The 16821-nt window shown below is 72.0% G+C and carries 15 protein-coding genes; 6 read left to right on the plus strand and 9 right to left on the minus strand.

Annotated elements, in window-relative coordinates:
• Window positions 1–90: 90 nt before the first annotated feature.
• Window positions 91–426 (minus strand): hypothetical protein, encoded by a 336-nt coding sequence (locus tag AB0E14_RS36835; protein ID WP_362428912.1) that lies wholly within the window; start codon window positions 424–426, stop codon window positions 91–93.
• A 120-nt stretch (window positions 427–546) separates the two neighbouring features.
• Complete coding sequence (locus tag AB0E14_RS36840) at window positions 547–2061, minus strand: MFS transporter (RefSeq protein WP_362428915.1); 1515 nt, start codon at window positions 2059–2061, stop codon at window positions 547–549.
• Between the two features lie 306 nt (window positions 2062–2367).
• Here AB0E14_RS36840 and AB0E14_RS36845 point away from each other — a divergent pair, with 306 nt between their 5' ends.
• A complete protein-coding gene (locus tag AB0E14_RS36845) occupies window positions 2368–3156 on the plus strand; it encodes an ABC transporter ATP-binding protein (protein ID WP_362428918.1) in 789 nt (262 codons plus the stop codon).
• A complete protein-coding gene (locus AB0E14_RS36850) occupies window positions 3153–5726 on the plus strand; it encodes an FtsX-like permease family protein (RefSeq protein WP_362428921.1) in 2574 nt (857 codons plus the stop codon). The genes AB0E14_RS36845 and AB0E14_RS36850 overlap by 4 nt, the downstream gene beginning before the upstream one ends.
• Before the next feature lie 64 nt (window positions 5727–5790).
• Here AB0E14_RS36850 and AB0E14_RS36855 read toward each other — a convergent pair whose 3' ends face one another.
• Window positions 5791–6042: a type II toxin-antitoxin system RelE/ParE family toxin gene (locus AB0E14_RS36855; protein ID WP_362428924.1), complete on the minus strand. Its 252-nt coding sequence runs from the start codon at window positions 6040–6042 to the stop codon at window positions 5791–5793.
• Window positions 6039–6314 (minus strand): type II toxin-antitoxin system Phd/YefM family antitoxin, encoded by a 276-nt coding sequence (locus AB0E14_RS36860; RefSeq protein ID WP_362428927.1) that lies wholly within the window; start codon window positions 6312–6314, stop codon window positions 6039–6041. Before AB0E14_RS36860 ends, AB0E14_RS36855 begins: the two co-directional genes overlap by 4 nt.
• Before the next feature lie 190 nt (window positions 6315–6504).
• On the opposite strand from AB0E14_RS36860, the gene mfd reads away from it, so the two are divergent.
• Entirely contained in the window at window positions 6505–10038 is a 3534-nt protein-coding gene (gene mfd / locus AB0E14_RS36865; RefSeq protein ID WP_362428930.1) for a transcription-repair coupling factor, read from the plus strand.
• 48 nt (window positions 10039–10086) lie between these two features.
• Here mfd and AB0E14_RS36870 read toward each other — a convergent pair whose 3' ends face one another.
• From AB0E14_RS36870 to AB0E14_RS36880, 3 genes are all read right to left on the minus strand, one after another.
• Complete coding sequence (locus AB0E14_RS36870) at window positions 10087–10374, minus strand: GDSL-type esterase/lipase family protein (protein ID WP_362428932.1); 288 nt, start codon at window positions 10372–10374, stop codon at window positions 10087–10089.
• Window positions 10289–11380: a GDSL-type esterase/lipase family protein gene (locus tag AB0E14_RS36875; RefSeq protein WP_362428935.1), complete on the minus strand. Its 1092-nt coding sequence runs from the start codon at window positions 11378–11380 to the stop codon at window positions 10289–10291. The genes AB0E14_RS36870 and AB0E14_RS36875 overlap by 86 nt, the downstream gene beginning before the upstream one ends.
• 150 nt (window positions 11381–11530) lie before the next feature.
• Window positions 11531–11722: an antitoxin gene (locus AB0E14_RS36880; RefSeq protein WP_362428938.1), complete on the minus strand. Its 192-nt coding sequence runs from the start codon at window positions 11720–11722 to the stop codon at window positions 11531–11533.
• Window positions 11723–11843: 121 nt separating this feature from the next.
• Between AB0E14_RS36880 and AB0E14_RS36885 the strand changes: the two genes are divergently transcribed.
• Entirely contained in the window at window positions 11844–12530 is a 687-nt protein-coding gene (locus tag AB0E14_RS36885; protein ID WP_362428941.1) for an HNH endonuclease family protein, read from the plus strand.
• Between the two features lie 41 nt (window positions 12531–12571).
• Window positions 12572–13318 (plus strand): N-acetyltransferase, encoded by a 747-nt coding sequence (locus tag AB0E14_RS36890; RefSeq protein ID WP_362428944.1) that lies wholly within the window; start codon window positions 12572–12574, stop codon window positions 13316–13318.
• A gap of 116 nt (window positions 13319–13434) precedes the next feature.
• Here the strand turns inward: AB0E14_RS36890 and AB0E14_RS36895 are convergent, their stop codons facing one another.
• Window positions 13435–14208 carry a hypothetical protein gene (locus tag AB0E14_RS36895; protein ID WP_362428947.1) on the minus strand — a complete coding sequence of 258 codons (774 nt, stop codon included), beginning with the start codon at window positions 14206–14208 and terminating at the stop codon, window positions 13435–13437.
• A gap of 100 nt (window positions 14209–14308) precedes the next feature.
• The gene (locus AB0E14_RS36900; protein ID WP_362428950.1) at window positions 14309–15088 is read right to left on the minus strand and encodes a DUF4352 domain-containing protein; all 780 of its coding nucleotides are present in this window, start codon (window positions 15086–15088) and stop codon (window positions 14309–14311) included.
• 249 nt (window positions 15089–15337) lie between these two features.
• On the opposite strand from AB0E14_RS36900, the gene AB0E14_RS36905 reads away from it, so the two are divergent.
• Window positions 15338–16821, plus strand: a 1484-nt coding sequence (locus AB0E14_RS36905) for an N-6 DNA methylase (RefSeq protein WP_362428953.1), incomplete at its 3' end; no start/stop codon positions are given.

Here is a 16821-nt window from a genome sequence, read left to right on the forward strand (position 1 = left end):
CGATAGCTCCGCTATCGAGACGCTCCGGCGCCTTGCGATGCACCGCACCAGACGCCGCGGCCTGTCCGGCCCTGATCCACCGGACAGGCCCTAGGCCGCCCAGATCACGAGGCCGACCGCGATCGAGCACATCGCGAGACCGGTGACGAGCGCGCGGGCCGGGACGGACAGGCGGCGGACGGGGGGCGTGCAGAGCAGGATGACCGGTACGGCCGCGATGGCGAGGTAGATCAGCGCCCAGTGGAGCGGGATCCCGTCGGTCGGCCCCGTGTCCGCCGTCGCCCACAGCGCCAGGAACGCCAGACCCGAGAGCAGCAGGAGGGCGACCGCCCACAGCGTGGCCGCCAGCACGGCGACGCCGGTCCCGCGAGGGGATGGCGCCGGGCGGGCGGGGCCGTAGAGCGTCGCGTACGTGTCGTGGTTCATGACCGCTTCCTTCGGACGAGGTGACCTCATTGTCGAGGCCGGGGCGCCGCCCGGGCATGGGCGCCCATGCTCATCTCCGGGCGGGCGCGTACTCAGGCCGGCCAGGCTGAGGGGGCGCAGCTAGTCCTCCTGCTTCAAGACCGGGAAGCGCCGTGGTGCCAGGGTCAGGAGGGCCAGGAGGGCGAGGGCGGCCGCGCCGGCCGCGCCCAGGTAGACGTAGTCGACGGCCGCGTCGACCGCGTGGCGGAGGGTGTCGTCGGCCTGGTCCAGGGCGTGGGCGAGGCTGTCCAGGTCGGTGTCGGCGCCCAGGCGGGAGGCGAGGACGCCGTTGGCGATCGCGCCGAAGAGGGCGGCGCCGACGCTCTGGCCGACCTGGCGGCAGAAGAGGACGGACGCGGTCGTCGTGCCGCGCTCCTCGTAGGGGACGGTCGACTGGACCCCGACGATGAGCGGGAGTTGGAAGAGGCCGAGCGCGCCGCCGAGCAGGAGCATCAGGAGGGCCGGCTGCCAGGGTTCCCCGGGGAAGGGCAGGAAGGGGAAGGCGAGCAGGACGAGCAGGGCGAGGGTGATGCCGATGACGGCGGTGAGCCGGAAGCCGACGCGGTTGTAGACCCGGTTGGAGAAGGCGGCCGAGATGGGCCAGCTGAGGGTCATCGCGGAGAGGACGAAGCCGGCGGCTATCGGGCCGAGGCCCAGGACGGCCTGGGCGTAGGTGGGCAGGAAGACGGTGGGGGCGACCATCAGCAGCCCGAGCGCGGCCATGGCGAGGTTGACGGCGGAGATGGTGCGGCGGCGCCAGATCCAGCCGGGGATGATCGGTTCGGCGGCCCGTCGTTCGATGAGGACGGTCGCTCCCGCGAGGGCCACCGCGCCGCCGAACAGGCCGAGGGACGGGGCGGAGAGCCAGGGCCAGGCGACGCCGCCCTGGACGAGGGCGGTGAGCAGGAGGGTGCCGGTCGCGAAGATGGCGAGCGCGCCCGCCCAGTCGACGGACACCTTCCTGCGCCCCTCGGCCGGGCTCTCCTTCGCGGCCTTGCGGTCGGGTTCCACGAGGTAACGGGCGATCAGCCAGAGGGCCACCAGGCCGACGGGCAGGTTGATCAGGAAGATCCAGCGCCAGTCGGCGTACCCGGCGAGGAGGCCGCCCGCTGCCGGGCCGGCCACGGAGGCCGTCGCCCAGACCGAGGAGAGCTTCGCCTGGATCTTCGGGCGCTCCTTCAGGGGGTAGAGGTCCGCCGCGATGGTCTGGATCGTGCCCTGAAGCGCGCCGCCGCCGAGGCCCTGGACGACCCGGAAGGCGATCAGCGAGCCCATGTTCCAGGCCGCCGCGCACAGCAGGGAGCCGACGAGGAAGAGGATCGTTCCGGCGATCAGGACGGGCTTGCGGCCGAAGGTGTCGGAGAGCTTTCCGTACACGGGCAGGGTGACGGTGACGGCCAGCAGGTAGCCGGAGAAGAGCCAGGAGAAGACGGACAGGCCGCCGAGGTCGCCGACGATCTGCGGGACGGCGGTCGAGACGACGGTGCCGTCGAGCGCGGCCAGCGCCATCCCCAGCATCAGCGCCGCGACGACCGGTCCGCGCCCGCGCGGGGTCGTCGCCGGTGCCGCCGTCTGCCGCGTGGTCGTGCGTGACACCCCGGCCTCCATCCGATGGGTCGTACATCTAGTTACGTCGGACCAGCCTCCCACTCGAACCTCGGGTGGAGAACCCCTAGGGGTCCCTCCCCCGTAGAGGGCAGGGGTCGTTCGTCCCGGCGGAGGAGGAGACCGGGCCCGCCCGTCCTTACCTTGGTCTTACGGAAAACCCCAGGGCGAAGAGTGCGCCAGGCACCAGTGCTCGCCCGCCCCGTTGCTCGCAGACTCGTTCTCGGAGTCCCTCCCCTCCCCATCCCATCGGCCCGGGCGACCGCCAGGCACCTGCCCAGACATAGGAGACATACCGTGACTTCGGCTGTGACCATCCCCCAGTACGGGGACACCGGAGGGAAGACGGCTGTCGCCGCGCGGGCGCGGCAGGTCGTCAAGGCGTACGGCGCCGGTGAGACGCGGGTCGTCGCCCTCGACCATGTGGACGTGGACATCGCGCGTGGACGGTTCACCGCGATCATGGGCCCCTCGGGCTCCGGCAAGTCGACCCTGATGCACTGCCTCGCCGGGCTCGACACCGTCACCAGCGGCCAGATCTTCCTGGACGAGACCGAGATCACCGGTCTGAAGGACAAGCGGCTCACCCAACTGCGCCGGGACCGGATCGGCTTCATCTTCCAGGCGTTCAACCTGCTGCCCACGCTCAACGCCCTGGAGAACATCACCCTGCCCATGGACATCGCCGGGCGGAAGGCGGACCAGGCCTGGCTCGACCGGGTCGTCTCCACCGTCGGGCTCGCCGACCGGCTGAAGCACCGGCCCACCCAGCTCTCCGGCGGCCAGCAGCAGCGTGTCGCGGTGGCCCGTGCCCTCGCCGCGCGCCCCGAGATCATCTTCGGTGACGAGCCGACCGGCAACCTCGACTCCCGTGCCGGCGCCGAAGTCCTCGGCTTCCTGAGGCAGTCGGTGGACGAGCTGGGCCAGACCATCGTGATGGTCACCCACGACCCGGTGGCCGCCAGCCACGCCGACCGGGTCCTCTACCTCGCGGACGGCAGGATCGTGGACGAGATGCACCGGCCCACCGCCGAGGCCGTCCTCGACCGCATGAAGGACTTCGACGCCCGGGGGCGCACGTCATGACCGTGCTCAAGACCTCGCTGCGCAACTTCTTCGCGCACAAGGGCCGCATGGCGCTCTCCGCCGTAGCCGTCCTGCTCTCCGTGGCGTTCGTGAGCGGCACCCTCGTTTTCACGGACACCATGAACACCACGTTCGACAAGCTCTTCTCGGCGACCGCCGCCGATGTGACCGTCAGCCCGAAGGACGCCGCGACCGGCGACGAGCTCCCGCAGTCCGGCCGCCCCGAGACGCTGCCGGCCTCGGCCGTCGGCGAGGTCGCCCGGGCGAAGGGCGTCAAGTCCGCCGAGGGCAAGGTCGTCTCGCTGAGCGTGACCGTCGCCGACGCGCACAACAACAACCTCGGCTCCTCCACCGGCGCCCCCACCATCGCCGTCAACTGGAGCCCCAGGGAACTGCGTTCCATGGAGATCACCTCCGGTCACGCCCCGCGCGGACCGACCGAGGCGCTCCTGGACGCCGGTACGGCCGAGAAGCACAAGCTGAAGATCGGCGACGAGCTGCGCACGATCGCGGTGACCGGTGACTTCACCACCCGTATCTCCGGCATCGCCTCCTTCAAGGTCACCAACCCCGGCGCCACCGTCGTCTACTTCGACACCGCCACCGCTCAGCGCCAACTCATCGGCAGGACGGACGCGTTCACCAACATCGAGGTCACGGCCGCGCCCGGCTTCAGCCACGAGCAGGTGAAGAAGAACGTCTCCGCCGCGGTCGGCGGCCAGTACAAGCTGCTCACCCAGGCCGAGTCCGCCGACGAGGGTCGCAAGGACGTCGAGGGCTTCCTCACCCCGATGAAGTACGCGATGCTCGGCTTCGCCGGGATCGCCCTGCTCGTCGGCATCTTCCTCATCGTCAACACGTTCTCCATGCTGGTCGCCCAGCGCACCCGCGAGATCGGCCTGATGCGGGCCATCGGCTCCAGCCGCAGCCAGGTCAACCGCTCGGTGCTCGTCGAGGCGCTGCTGCTCGGTGTCGTCGGCTCGATCACGGGTGTCGCGGCGGGCGTCGGGGTCGCGGTCGGTCTGATGAAGCTGATGTCCGCGATGGGCATGGAGCTGTCCACCGGCGACCTGACGGTGAAGTGGACGACCCCGGCCGTCGGTCTCGTGCTCGGCGTGGTCGTCACCCTCCTCGCCGCGTACATCCCGGCCCGGCGGGCCGGCAAGGTCTCCCCGATGGCCGCCCTGCGCGACGCCGGCACCCCGGCCGACGGCAGGGCCGGGCGGGTCAGGGCCGGGCTCGGCCTGCTCCTGACGCTGGGCGGCGCGGCGGCGCTGTGGGTGTCCACGCGGGCGGAGGAGGCCGGTCCGGGCGCGCTCTGGCTCGGGGTCGGGGTGGTCCTCTCCCTGGTCGGTTTCATCGTGGTCGGTCCGCTGCTCGCGGGCGGGCTCGTCCGGGCCCTCGGCGCCGTCGTCCTGCGGGTCTTCGGCCCGGTGGGGCGGATGGCGGAGCGGAACGCGCTGCGCAACCCGCGCCGTACGGGGGCGACCGGTGCCGCCCTGATGATCGGGCTCGCGCTGGTGGCGTGCCTGTCGGTGGTCGGTTCGTCGATGGTGGCCTCGGCCACCGACGAACTGGACCGTTCGGTGGGCGCGGACTTCATCGTGCAGTCCGCGAACGGGCAGCCGATCGTGCCGCAGGCGCAGGCGGCGCTGGAGAAGACGCCCGGCCTGCGGCACGTGACGGAGTACACCTGGGTCGAGGCGACGATCACCGACCCGAAGGGCAAGGCGGTCGAGAAGGGCCTGGTCGCCGCCGAGCCGACGTACGCGAAGGACCTGCGGCGCGACACGACGGCCGGTGACCTGACCGCCGCGTACGGCGCGAACGCGATGTCGGTGGGCAGCGACTACGCCACCGAGCACGGGGTGAAGGTCGGCGACGAGCTGACCGTCGCCTTCAAGGGCGGCGAGCGCGCGAAGCTGCGGGTCGCGGCGATCACCTCGGACGAGTCCAACGTCGACAAGGGCGTGATGTACACGAACCTGACGACGGCGGAGCGGTACCTGCCGGCCGAGCGGGTGCCGCAGAGCATGATCCTGTTCGCGACGGCGCAGGACGGCAAGGAGACCGAGGCGTACGCGGCGCTGAAGGACGCGCTGGCGGCGTACCCGCAGTACAAGGTGCAGAACCAGGCCGACTACAAGCAGGACCTGAAGGACCAGGTCGGCCAGCTCCTCAACATCGTGTACGGCCTGCTGGCGCTCGCGATCATCGTCGCGGTCCTCGGCGTGGTGAACACGCTGGCGCTCTCGGTGGTCGAGCGGACCCGGGAGATCGGCCTGATGCGGGCGATCGGCCTCTCGCGGCGGCAGCTGCGCCGCATGATCCGCCTGGAGTCGGTGGTCATCGCCCTCTTCGGCGCGCTCCTCGGCCTGGCCCTGGGCATGGGCTGGGGCACCTCGGCCCAGCAGCTCCTCGCCCTGGAGGGCCTGGAGGTCCTGGAGATCCCCTGGCCGACGATCGTGACGGTCTTCGTCGCCTCGGCCTTCGTGGGCCTCTTCGCGGCCCTGGTCCCCGCGTTCCGCGCGGGCCGGATGAACGTCCTGAACGCGATCGCGAGCGACTAGCGACCGCGGGAGGGATTAACGGGGGTGGGTCGGGCCCGGCGGATCATTCCGCCGGGCCCGACCCCTAGGGCGTGCGACCGAGGTGGAGGACCATGACCGTGATGGTCGCTTCCGTGATCTCGTACATGACGCGGTATCTGCCGACGTGCATGCGCCGGAGGTCGGGCGAGCCGTACTCCGCGGTCCCTGCGGGGCGGGGGTCGTCGGCGAGGAGATCGGTCGCCGTGAACACCTGACGCAGCCCGTCGGGGTCGTCCGCCAGGAACTTGGCGGCGATGTCCAGGGCCGGCTCGTCCCACAGGACCGTGTACCTCAAGACGGCTCCAGGCCCAGGCGTGCCCGGGCCTCGTCCTGAGGAATGCCCACGACCGCGCCGGCGTCCTGGCGGGCCCGGTACCGGGCCAGGGCCAGGTCGTCCTCAAGGTCCGCCAGGCGCTGCTCCAGCTCGGCCAGCTCCGTGGGGTTTATGAAGACGGCTGCGGCCTGGCCGTGATCCGTGATGGTGATGCGCTCGCGGGCGTGCGCGGTCCGGCGGACGAGCGAGCCGAACTGAGCGCGGGCCTCGGTGATGGGAAACGTGGCACTCATGTACAGAACTGTACGGTTTGGCTCGCGGCGCGTCGATCCCACGAACGGGTGACCGCCCCCGAGCCGTCGTAGGCTGGGGGAGCCCCCGGCCGCCCCGTGCGCCGGGACCACCCGGCCCGTGCGACGTGTCGGGCTGTTCGCGTTGCCCCGCCCTGCCCGCCCCCGTAGTCAACCCGGGATGGAAAGCTCCATGAGCCTGCACGGTCTGCTCGATGTCGTCGTCAAGGACGGCGCCCTCGCCGAAGCGGTCAAGGCCGCCTCCGACGGCCGCCGCACGCATGTGGACCTGGTCGGCCCGCCCGCCGCGCGGCCCTTCGCGGTCGCCGCGCTCGCGCGGGACGCCGGGCGGACCGTGCTCGCCGTCACCGCGACCGGGCGGGAGGCTGAGGACCTGGCCGCCGCCCTGCGCAGCCTCCTCGACCCCGACACGGTCGTCGACTACCCGTCCTGGGAGACGCTCCCGCACGAGCGGCTGTCGCCCCGCTCCGACACCGTCGGCCGCCGCCTCGCCGTGCTGCGCCGCCTCGCCCACCCCTCCACCGACGACCCGGCCGCAGGCCCCGTCTCCGTCGTCGTCGCCCCCGTGCGCTCCGTGCTCCAGCCGCAGGTCAAGGGCCTCGGCGACCTGGAGCCTGTCGCCCTGCGCACCGGGCAGAGCGCCGATCTGAACGAGGTCGTCGAGGGCCTCGCCGCCGCCGCGTACTCCCGCGTCGAGCTGGTCGAGAAGCGCGGCGAGTTCGCCGTGCGCGGCGGCATCCTGGACGTCTTCCCGCCCACCGAGGAGCACCCGCTCCGGATCGAGTTCTGGGGCGACGACGTCGAGGAGATCCGCTACTTCAAGGTCGCCGACCAGCGCTCCCTCGAAGTCGCCGAGCACGGCCTGTGGGCCCCGCCCTGCCGCGAGCTGCTCCTCACCGACGAGGTGAAGGGTCGGGCCGCCGCGCTCGCCGAGGAGCACCCGGAGCTGGGCGAACTGCTCGGCAAGATCGCCGAGGGGATCGCCGTCGAGGGCATGGAGTCCCTCGCGCCCGTCCTCGTCGACGACATGGAGCTGCTCCTCGACGTCATGCCGAAGGGCTCGATGGCCGTGGTCTGCGACCCCGAGCGGGTCCGCACCCGGGCCGCCGACCTGGTGGCCACCAGCCAGGAGTTCCTCCAGGCGTCCTGGGCGGCGACCGCGGGCGGCGGCGAGGCGCCCATCGACGTCGGCGCCGCCTCCCTGTGGGGGATCGCCGACGTACGCGACCGGGCCCGCGAGCTCGACATGATGTGGTGGTCGGTCTCCCCGTTCGCCGCGGACGCCGCCGACCACGACGACGACACGCTCAAGCTCGGCATGCACGCCCCCGAGACCTACCGCGGCGACACCGCCCGCGCGCTCGCCGACACCAAGGGCTGGCTGGCCGACGGCTGGCGCACGGTCTACGTCACCGAGGCGCACGGCCCGGCGACCCGCACCGTCGAGGTCCTCGGCGGCGAGGGCATCGCCGCCCGTCTCGACGCCGACCTCGCCGACGTCTCGCCGTCCGTCGTGCACGTGGCGACCGGCTCCATCGACTACGGCTTCGTCGACCCGGCGCTCAAGCTCGCCGTCCTCACCGAGACCGACCTGTCCGGCCAGAAGGCGGCCGGCAAGGACGGCCAGCGGATGCCGGCCAAGCGCCGCAAGACCATCGACCCGCTGACCCTGGAGGTCGGCGACTACATCGTGCACGAGCAGCACGGCGTCGGCCGGTACGTCGAGATGGTCCAGCGGACCGTGCAGGGCGCCACCCGCGAGTACCTCCTCGTCGAGTACGCCCCGGCCAAGCGCGGCCAGCCCGGCGACCGCCTCTACATCCCCACCGACCAGCTGGAGCAGGTCACGAAGTACGTCGGAGGCGAGGCACCGACCCTGCACCGGCTCGGCGGCGCGGACTGGACGAAGACCAAGGCGCGCGCGAAGAAGGCCGTCAAGGAGATCGCCGCCGACCTGATCAAGCTGTACTCGGCCCGGATGGCGGCGCCCGGCCACGCCTTCGGCGCCGACACCCCCTGGCAGCGCGAGCTGGAGGACGCCTTCCCGTACGCGGAGACGCCCGACCAGCTGTCCACCATCGCCGAGGTGAAGGAGGACATGGAGAAGACGGTCCCGATGGACCGCCTGATCTGCGGCGACGTCGGCTACGGCAAGACGGAGATCGCGGTCCGCGCCGCCTTCAAGGCCGTCCAGGACGGCAAGCAGGTCGCGGTCCTGGTCCCCACCACACTGCTCGTGCAGCAGCACTTCGGGACGTTCTCGGAGCGGTACGCGCAGTTCCCCGTCGTGACCCGCGCGCTCTCCCGCTTCCAGACGGAGACCGAGTCGAAGGCGACGATGGAGGGGCTGAAGGACGGCTCGGTCGACATCGTCATCGGCACCCACCGCCTGTTCTCCTCCGAGACCAAGTTCAAGGACCTGGGCCTGGTCATCGTCGACGAGGAGCAGCGCTTCGGCGTCGAGCACAAGGAGCAGCTGAAGAAGCTCCGCGCCAACGTCGACGTCCTCACCATGTCCGCCACCCCCATCCCCCGCACGCTGGAGATGGCGGTCACCGGCATCCGCGAGATGTCGACGATCACCACCCCGCCCGAGGAACGGCACCCGGTCCTCACCTTCGTCGGACCGTACGAGGAGAAGCAGATCGGCGCGGCCATCCGGCGCGAACTGCTGCGCGAGGGCCAGGTCTTCTACATCCACAACCGCGTCGAGTCCATCGACCGGGCGGCGGCGCGGCTGCGTGAGATCGTCCCCGAGGCGCGGATCGCGACCGCGCACGGGCAGATGAGCGAGAGCGCCCTGGAGCAGGTCGTCGTCGACTTCTGGGAGAAGAAGTTCGACGTGCTGGTGTCGACGACGATCGTCGAGTCCGGCATCGACATCTCCAACGCCAACACGCTGATCGTGGAGCGCGGCGACAACTTCGGCCTCTCCCAGCTGCACCAGCTGCGCGGCCGCGTCGGCCGTGGCCGCGAGCGCGGCTACGCCTACTTCCTCTACCCGCCCGAGAAGCCGCTGACCGAGACCGCCCACGAGCGGCTCGCGACGATCGCCCAGCACACCGAGATGGGCGCGGGCATGTACGTGGCGATGAAAGACCTGGAGATCCGCGGCGCGGGCAACCTGCTCGGCGGCGAGCAGTCCGGTCACATCGCGGGCGTCGGCTTCGACCTGTACGTACGGATGGTGGGCGAGGCGGTCGCCGACTACCGCGCCTCCCTGGAGGGCGGGGTCGAGGAGGAGCCGCCGCTGGAGGTCAAGATCGAGCTGCCGGTCGACGCGCACGTCCCGCACGACTACGCGCCGGGCGAGCGGCTGCGCCTGCAGGCGTACCGGGCCATCGCCTCCGCCAACACGGAGGAGGACATCAAGGCGGTACGGGAGGAACTGACCGACCGCTACGGCAAGTTGCCCGAGCCGGTCGAGAACCTGCTGCTGGTCGCCGGCCTGCGGATGCTGGCGCGCGCGTGCGGGGTCGGCGAGATCGTCCTCCAGGGCCCGAACATCCGCTTCGCGCCGGTGGAGCTGCGGGAGTCGCAGGAGCTGCGGCTCAAGCGCCTCTACCCGCGTACGGTCATCAAGCCCGCCGTCCACCAGATCCTGGTGCCCCGCCCGACCAGCGGCAAGATCGGCGGCAAGCCGGTCGTCGGGCGCGAACTGCTCGCGTGGACCGGCGAGTTCCTCACGACGATCCTGGGGTCGTAGCGTGCGGGTCCGGGGCCGGCCGTGCGGCCGGCCCCGGGTTCCTGGTTCCTACAGCTCGTCGAGGTCCAGCGCCCGCGCCATCGCGCGGTAGCCGGCGTCGCCCGGGTGGATGTGGTCGCCCGAGTCGTACGCGGGCAGGATCCGGTCCGGGTCGGCCGGGTCGGCGACCGCGCGGTCGAAGTCGACCACGGCGTCGTACGCGCCCGAGGTGCGCACCCAGTGGTTGAACGCGTCCCGCTTGGCCTCGACCTCAGGGGTGGCGTAGAAGGAGCCCTTGACCGGGGTCAGCGTGGAGCCGACGACCTTGATGCCCTTGGCGTGGGCCTGCCGGATCAACTCGCGGTGGCCCGCGATGAGGCGCTCGACGGAGACCTCGGGGGTGGGGGGTGGCGAAGTCGCTGGGGAGGCTGCCGCCGAAGTCGTTGATGCCTTCGAGGAGCACGACCGTGCGGACGTTCGGCTCGGTCAGGACGTCCTCCTTGAACCGGGCGATGGCCTTCTCGCCCGCCCAGGTCGTGTCGTTGGTGACCTGGTTGCCGCCGATGCCGTGGTTGAGGACGGAGCGCGGCTTCCCGGCGGCGGCGAAGCGCTCGGCCAGCTCGTCGGGGTAGCGGTTGTCCGCGTCGAGGCCGGCGCCGACGCCGTCGGTGATCGAGTCGCCGAAGGTCACGATCCCGTCCCGGCGCGGGGCCTGCCCGCCGGACACCTCGACACCGGAGAGGTAGTACCAGGACGAGTTGGTCTCCGTGAACGCCGTCCCGGCGCGGTCGGAGCGGTGGTCGCCGTCGGCGCGGTAGCTCGTGGCGGAGGCGAAGTGGTGGAAGGTGGCGGGGCCGGTGGGCGCGGCCAGGTAGAGGGTGACGGTCACCGACTCCAGCGCCTGGACCGTGAACGGCACGCCGTCGCTGTACGCCGTCCCGCCGGCCGGGATCGTCAGCGAGCGGCCCTTGCCGAAGGTCAGCTGCCGTACCGAACCGGCCTTCACGGAGGCGCCCTTGTCGGTGCGGGCGACGGTCGCGCCGGTGATGCGCAGCGGGGTGGTGCCGTACCGGTTGGACAGCTCGATCCGGGCCTTGGTGCCGCCGGTCGTGACCCGGACGACCTGACGGACGGTCTGGTTCGAGAAGCCCTCCGTGGACCAGTTGGAGCCGAAGGGCGCGGCGGGGGCCTGCGGCGAGGTGGCCCAGGCGCCGCGCCACTGCGATCCGCCGTGCCGGTGGTCGCCGGCCGTGGCGGTACCGGCGAGGGGGAGCGCGGTCAGGGCGGCGGTCAGCGCGGCGGCGGTGAGGGTGGCAACGGTGGTGCGGCGCAGGGGCGTTGTGAGAGGCGTGATCGTCGTCATGCACGTGATCAAGCGGAGTCCGGCTCCGCTTATTCCCTGTCACAGGGCGTGCGTCGACCGCGCGTCGGACGGCGGACGCGCGTCGGCCGCGGGGCGCGCTTCGGGTGCGCACCCCGCGGCCGGAAGCCGAGGGACGGAGAAACCGTCGGGTCAGCTCGGGGGCTGGTCCTGTCCGCGCTGCTTGTCGATGTACTCCTGCGCCTTCTGCTGGGCCTGGTCGACCTGGCGCGCGTGCTTGCCGCCGGTCCTCTGGTCGACCGCGTCGCCGCCCTTCTCGACGCCCATCTTGGCCTTGTCCGAGTGCTGGCCCATCATGCCCTTGAGCTTGTCCATGATCCCCATGGTGTACGACTCCTTCAGAAGGGGATGTACGGCTCATTCGACGCTACGTGCCCGGTGTCGTTTCCGCGCGTCGAGCACCGAATGGTCTGGACCACGTGGGGGGGCTGGCTAGGATCCCCGCGTGACCGGCTACCTCAGGACCTCCGCCCTCGCCGCCGCCCTCGCGGCCACCGTCCTCATAACCTCCGGCTGTACGGAGAGCCCGGGCGGCTCCCCGTCCGAAGGCGCTTCCGGCGCACCGGGCGCCGGAGGTTCCGCGCTCGTCGCCGTCGACGCGCTCACGGTGAAGGGCCGCGCGCCGAAGACCGGCTACGAGCGGGAGAAGTTCGGCCGCGCCTGGGCCGACGTCGACGGCAACGGCTGCGGGACCCGCGACGACATCCTCAAGCGCGACCTCACGGACGTCCGCTTCAGGGACGGCCGCTGCACGGTCGCCTCCGGCGTCCTCGCCCACGACCCGTACACCGGGAACCGCATCGCCTTCGTCCGGGGCCGCAGCAAGGTCGACATCGACCATGTCGTCGCGCTCTCCGACGCCTGGCAGAAGGGCGCGCAGAAGTGGGACGCGCAGAAGCGGCGCCGCTTCGCCAACGACCCGCTCAACCTGCTCGCCGTCGACTCCGCCACCAACCGCCGCAAGTCCGACGGCGACGCGGCGACCTGGCTGCCGCCGAACAAGGAGTACCGCTGCGCGTACGTGGCGGCGCAGGTCGCGGTGAAGAAGAAGTACGGGGTGTGGGTCACCCGGGGCGAGCAGGAGGCGATGAGGAAGGTCCTCGGCCGCTGCCCGGACCAGAAGCTGCCGTAAATCGTTTCCTCACCTGCGCGAACGGTCGTTAGCCTCCGCCCATGGAACTGACGATCACGACCCTCGCCGAGCGTCCCGAACTCCAGGGCGCGATGTGGGCGATGAAGGACCTCTGGCCGGAGTTCACGGTCAACGATCCGGTGGGCTGGTCCCACTACGGCCGGATCGTCGCCGAACTGCCGGAGTACGTCCTCGTCGCCACCGATGCCGAGGGCAAGGTCGTCGCCCGCGCGCTGAGCGTCCCCTTCCAGCTCCGTGCCGAGGGGCGCGGCGAGCTGCCGGCCACCGGCTGGGACCAGGTCCTGATGTGGGCGTTCTCCGACCGGCGGCACGGACGCGCCCCCGACACGGTGAGCGCGATCGAGGTCACGGTCGACACGAGCGCGCTCGGGCAGGGGCTCTCGGGGCGGATGCTGGGCGCGATGCGGGACAACGCCCGGCGCCTCGGCTTCGCCGAGGTCGTTGCCCCGGTCCGGCCGAACGGCAAGCACCTGGAGGCCGCGTCCTCCATCCATGAGTACGCCTTCCGTACGCGGGAGTCGGACGGGCTGCCCCAGGACCCGTGGCTGCGGGTCCATGTCCGGGCGGGCGGCACGGTGGAGGCGGTCTGCCCGGCCTCGATGACCGTCGCGGCCTCCGTGGAGCAGTGGCGTGCCTGGACCGGGCTGCCCTTCGACACGGACGGTCCGGTGGAGGTGGCCGGCGCGCTGGTGCCGGTGCACTGCGAGGCCTCGCGCGGCTACGCGGTCTACGTCGAGCCGAACATATGGGTCCGGCACGGCCTGTGAACACGACCGCCCGCGTGTGAACAGGGCTCTCGTACGAGAAGGGTGTGAGGGCCGCTCCCCAGCGGCGGCCCTCACACCCTTCTCGCGCGTTCCGCGCTCGCCCGGTCCCTCGCGGGTCAGCCGAGCTTCTTCTCGTCGATGACGTCCTTGGCCGCCGGCACCTTCGCCTTGACCGGCTTGCCGTAGTCCGTGAACGTCATCGTCCCCGGCTCCTCGCCGCCCGCCGCGACGACCTTCAGGATGACCGGCTCGCCCTCCGTCGCCACGTAGACGGTCGTCGTCTCGCCGCCGGACTTCTCGGTGAGCGTCAGCGCCTTCTTGCCGCCGACGGTGGTCTCCTTGCCCTTGACCGCGAAGTTGATCCCCTCCTCGAAGTCGCCGAGGAGCGTCTTCAGGTCGCACAGTTCGAGGTTGTCCTTGGCGTCCGGGTCGGTCACCGGGGTCTTCACCCAGCGCCCCTTCAGCTCCTTGATGATCGCGTCCTGCACCTCGGCCGACTCGCCCTCGCCCTGCGCCCGCAGGAAGGCCTCGTCGAAGCGGAGGTAGACGTCCTTGTCGTCGGCCTTGATCAGCTCGGCCGTGCCCGTCGTGCCCACGGTCAGGGTGCCCGCGCACTTTCCGGTGGTGTCCATCGCCAGGTAGGCCTTCATCGGCCCGTCCGTGGTCTTGGCGGCGAGGTCCAGGGTCAGCGAGTCGGCCTTCTTGGTCGCGGCGATCGCCTTGTTGGCGATCTGCGGTCCGGTCAGGTCCCCGAACGGCCCGGTGGGCGCCTTCGCCTCGCCGGAGGTGGGCCCGCAGGCGGTGGCGCCGAGCGCGACGGCTGCGCAGAGCGCGGAGACGAGGGCCGCGCGGCGGGCGCGTCGGGTACGGGGGTGGCGGGCGGCAGACATGGTGGGTTCTCCGGGGGTGGGAGCGGGCGTTGCTTACGGGCTTACGGGCTTACGGGGGAGTGGTGGGGGGCCGGGGGCCTGGGGATCTGGGGGCCTGGGGTCAGCCGATCTTCAGCTCCCACTGGGAGGCCTCGTGGTCCAGGCCCGGGCTGACCTCGACGGAAAGGGTCTTCGCGTCCTTCGGGGCGTCGAAGGCGTAGACGACCGTGGACTTCTTGCCGGGCAGGACGGTGCCGCTGAAGCCGGTGCCGACCTTCTCGTCGAAGACCTGCTCGGCGGTCGTGCCGTCCTTGCCGGCGCGCGCGGTCAGCGTCACGAGCGTGGCGTCGAACTTCTCCTTGCCGCTGTTCTCGACGACGACGGTGACCTGGTAGGCCTTGTTGCCCTCGGTGTGGCCCGCCGCGAACTCGCTCGGCTTGTACGGCTTCGCCTCGGACACCGAGACCTTCAGGTCCTCGTACTCCGCCGTGTCACCGGCCGCGAGGCCCTTGGCGATGTCCTTGCCGGCGTCGCCCTTGCCGGTACCGCTCGACGGGTCCTTGGTTGCGGCGGCGTCGACCTCCTTCTTGATCTCGTCGACGGCGTCGCTGACGGCCGTGAACGTGATCACCGCGCCGACCACCGAGAGGATCAGGGCCGCGAGGCCGAGGACCGCGCCGGTCGTGGTGACCCCCTTGTTGTTCGCCTCGCCGCGCTTGACGCGGCCTCTGCCCACCAGGCCCAGGATCAGCGCGATGAGGCCGAGGATGCCGGCCAGCCAGAAGAAGAGCGGGATGAGGCCCGAGACCGTACCGATGATGCCGAGGGTCAGAGCCGCGGTGCCGAGCCCGTTGCGCAGGGCGACCTGGGGCGCCTGCGGGATCTGGGTGTCGTACGACATGGGTGTCCTCCAGGACATGACGTGACGTGACATGACGAGTCGGTGGTGAGCGAGGCCCCACCGGATTCCCGTGGAGCGATGACTCAATAAGACCAGAGCCTGTGAACCGAGTCAACACGGTTCACAGGATTCATGTCGGCTCACACTGTGAAGCGGTGGGTCTTGCGTCCATCGGTAAGATCGGGGCTCACAACAGGGGTCCGCGGGGTACGCAGGGACGACGCGCGGGAAACGCACAGGAGGCGCCAGGTGCCGGAGCACGCAGCAGAGGTGACCGCCGCCGGGATCGCCCGGCTCGCCGGGGTGGGCCGGGCCGCCGTGAGCAACTGGCGGCGCCGCCACGCCGACTTCCCCCGCCCCGTGGGCGGAACGGAGACCAGCCCCTCCTTCGCGCTGGCCGACGTCGAACGGTGGCTGCGCGCCCAGGGCAAGCTCGCCGAGGTCCCGCTCCGCGAGCGCGTCTGGCAGCAGGTGGCCGGCCACCCGGCGGGCGCCGTCACCGCGCTCGCCCACGCGGGCTGCGTCCTGCTGCTCGTACGGGACCGCTCCAGCGCCTGGCCGAAGCTCGCCGCCGTCTCCGACGAGCGGCTCGCGGAGACCCTGCCGGTCGCCCTGGAGGAGGTCCTCACCGAGCGCCTCGGCCTGGAGAGGCCCGTGCTCACCCCGAGCCCGGCCGAACTGGGCCCGTCCGTCCCCCTGTTGCGCGGGGCCGCCGAACTCGCCGCCGAGACCGGCGCCCGGCAGGCCTTCGAGTTCCTGCTCGGCCGGCACCTCGACGCCAACCCGCGCCAGTACACGCTCACCCCGGCAGGACCCGCCGCCCTGATGGCCGCCCTCGCCGCCCCCGCGGCCGGGCCGCGCCCCACCGTCCTCGACCCGGCCTCCGGCACCGGCACCCTGCTCCGGGCCGTCGAGCAGCCCGGCGCCCTGCACGGCCAGGACGCCGACCCGGAGCTGGCCGCGCTGACCGCCCTGCGGCTCGCACTCGCCTGCGACGCCGACATCCGCGTACGGACCGGCGACAGCCTGCGCGCCGACGCCTTCCCGCAGCTGGCGGCGGACACCGTGCTCTGCCACCCGCCGTTCAACGAGCGCAACTGGGGCCACGACGAACTGGCCTACGACCCGCGCTGGGAGTACGGCTTCCCGGCCCGTACGGAGTCCGAGCTGGCATGGGTCCAGCACGCCCTGGCGCGGCTCCGCCCCGGCGGCACCGCCGTCCTCCTCATGCCGCCCGCCGCCGCCTCCCGCCGCTCAGGACGCCGCATCCGCGCCGACCTCCTGCGCAGGGGTGCCCTGCGGGCCGTCGTCGCCCTGCCCGCCGGGGCCGCCCCGCCCTACGGCATCCCGCTCCACCTCTGGGTGCTCCGCAAGCCGGCCGTCGGCGTCACCCCCTCACCGGAGCTGCTGCTCGTCGACACCACCGCCGACCACCTGGCCGGCGCCGGCCGCGACAAGCTCGACTGGCAGGCCGTCCACACCGCCGTCCTCGACGCCTGGCTGCCCTTCGACAAGCACGGCACGGTCACCGAGACCCCGGGCGCGAGCCGTTCCGTGCCCGTCATCGAACTCCTCGACGACGACGTCGACCTGGCGCCCGCCCGCCATCTGCCGCCGCCCGCGGCGGGCGGTGGCGCGGCCGAACTCCTCGCGGTGCGGGACCGGCTGGCCGAGACCCTCGGCCGCACGGTCGCACTCACCCCGCCGCCCGCCCTGCCCGCCGACGCCGCGAC

The sequence above is a fragment of the Streptomyces sp. NPDC047981 genome (assembly GCF_040653315.1).
Taxonomy (GTDB): domain Bacteria; phylum Actinomycetota; class Actinomycetes; order Streptomycetales; family Streptomycetaceae; genus Streptomyces.